We start from the raw sequence: 2,639 nt of genomic DNA, 5'->3' as shown, positions 1-2,639 counted from the left end.
TGATCCTGTCCGCCTGTCTGTTGCAGACTGCCGTGTCTCACACCCCGTGACCCGTGGCCGTGCGTCGAACCCGACGTACCCTGACCACGGAGAATACCGCTCATGAAACGCATGTTGTTCAATGCGACGCACCAAGAAGAACTACGCGTCGCTATTGTCGATGGCCAGAAACTGATCGACCTGGACATCGAAACGGCCGGGCGCGAACAGCGCAAAGGCAATATCTACAAAGGGGTGATTACACGCATCGAACCGGGCCTCGAGGCCTGTTTCGTCAACTATGGCGAAGAGCGCCACGGCTTCCTGCCCTTCAAAGAGGTCGCGCGCAGCTACTTCAAAGATGGCATCGATGTCCGCAATGCCCGCATCCAGGATGCGCTGGCAGAAGGCCAGGAACTGATCATCCAGGTCGAAAAAGAAGAGCGTGGCAACAAGGGGGCGGCCCTCACCACCTTCATCTCGCTGGCGGGCCGCTATCTCGTGCTGATGCCCAACAACCCGCGAGGGGGGGGCGTGTCGCGCCGCATCGAGGGCGAAGAACGCCAAGAATTGCGCGAAACGATGGACCAGCTCGATATCCCGTCGGGCATGAGCATGATCGCCCGTACGGCCGGCATCGGTCGCAGCGTCGAAGAGCTGCAATGGGACCTGAACTACCTGCTGCAACTCTGGAACGCGATCGACGCCGCGGCGCGCGAGAACCAGGCACCCATTCTGATCTACCTCGAATCCAGCCTGGTCATCCGCGCCATCCGCGACTACTTCTCGCCCGACATCGGTGAAATCCTGATCGACACCGACGACATCCACGACCAGGCCTCGTCGTTCATGAGCGTGGTCATGCCCGACAACGTCAGCCGCGTGAAACGCTACCGCGACGACATCCCGCTGTTTTCCCGGTTCCAGATCGAGCACCAGATCGAAACCGCCTATTCCCGTACGGTGCAGCTGCCCTCGGGCGGCGCGGTGGTCATCGACCACACCGAAGCGCTGGTGGCCATCGACGTCAACTCGGCGCGCTCCACACGCGGTGCCGACATCGAAGAAACCGCGTTGCGCACCAATCTCGAGGCAGCCGAAGAAGTCGCCCGCCAGCTGCGCCTGCGCGACCTCGGCGGCCTGATCGTGATCGACTTCATCGACATGGAGGACAGCAAGAACCAGCGCGCCGTTGAACAGCGCCTGCGCGACGCCCTGCATTTCGACCGCGCACGGGTGCAAATGGGCAAGATCTCGCGCTTCGGGCTCATGGAGCTCTCGCGCCAGCGTCTGCGCCCGGCGCTCAATGAAGGATCCCACGTCACCTGCCCGCGCTGCACGGGCACCGGGGTGATCCGCGACGCCGAGTCCAGCGCCCTGCACGTCCTGCGCCTGCTCCAGGAAGAAGCCATGAAAGAAGGCACGGCCGCGCTGTACGCGCAGGTGCCGGTCGACGTGGCCACCTTCCTGCTCAACGAAAAGCGGCGCGACATCAGCCAGATCGAAAACCGCCTCAAGGTCAATCTGGTCCTCATCCCCAATAAAACGCTCGAGACCCCGCACCACCACATCGAACGGCTGCGCCACGACGACCCGCGCCTGGACGAGTCCAAGACCAGCTTCGAGCGCGTGCAGGAGCCCGAAGAAAGCACCATCTGGCAGCCACACCGGGCCCAGGATGCAGGCGTACGCCAGGAAGCCCTGGTCAAGAGCATACAGCCCGCGCAGCCGGCGCCACCGCACGTCGAACGCGAACGCCCGGCCCGCCAGGCGCCGGCCAGCCAGCCGGTCGCCGTGGTTGCGGCCACGGCCACCACGCCTGGCGGCAGCCTGTTCCAGCGCATCCTGGGCTGGTTCTCGTCGACGCCCGCCACCCCCACGCCCGCGGCAGCCGAGCCGTCGGCGCCGGCTGGCGACGCCCCTGTGCGCGAAACCGCGGGCAACTCGCGCAGGCGCAGCTCGGGCTCGCGCGGTGGCCGGCGCGGCGAGCGACGCGATGGCCGCACAGAAGCCCGCGCAGACGCCGGCACGCCGGTCGAATCCCGCGACGGGTCCAATGGTTCCGGCAGGCCATCGGCCAGCCGGCGCGGCCAAGGCCGGCGCAGTCAACCAGAAAGCGCCACGACACAGCCTGTCGCGACCAACAACACTCACCAGGTCACTGACTTCGCCACAGAAACAGCGCCCGAAGCCACCGATGAGCCCGTACGTCGTTCGCGGGGTCGCCGGGGCCGGGGCCGCAGCAGCCGCCAGGACGAAAACGCAACCGTGCAGGTGCAGGCCCAGGACACAGCGAACGACACCCTCGCAGCCGCCGAAGCCCCCGACAGCGCCGACACCCCCCGCCACGCGGCGGCGGCCACGGTAGCCCCTGCGGCGGCAGCCGATTCCATGGCCGCACCGGCCATAACGGCAGCCACGCCCCAGCCGGCCATCGCACAGGCGACCGACCCCGGGCCGGCCCCGCAGGCCGATGACGACGTGGCGGTCGCCGGGCCCGCGCTGGATACCGATCCGGACACCGATACCGAGACCGCAGCGTCCGACACCGACCGCAGCAAGCGCCGCCGTCGCCGGGGCCGCCGCAGCCGGCGCACCTCCGACGAAGCCACCACGGACAACGGCACGCCCACCCAAGAGGCCGATGACGCCGGCGCCGA

At 67.3% G+C, this 2,639-nt stretch carries 1 protein-coding gene; it reads left to right on the top strand.

All coding sequences use genetic code 11. From position 1 onward, the window contains the following. Positions 1-102: 102 nt before the first annotated feature. A partial coding sequence (locus WCZ84_RS14020) for a ribonuclease E/G (RefSeq protein ID WP_372686892.1) occupies positions 103-2,639 on the top strand: 2,537 nt, incomplete at its 3' end.

The sequence above is a fragment of the Castellaniella sp. genome (assembly GCF_041675725.1).
In the GTDB taxonomy this organism is placed as follows: Bacteria; Pseudomonadota; Gammaproteobacteria; order Burkholderiales; family Burkholderiaceae_B; genus Castellaniella.
Note: the sequence above shows the minus strand (reverse complement) of the source record. Positions and strands in the feature narration are given on the sequence as shown.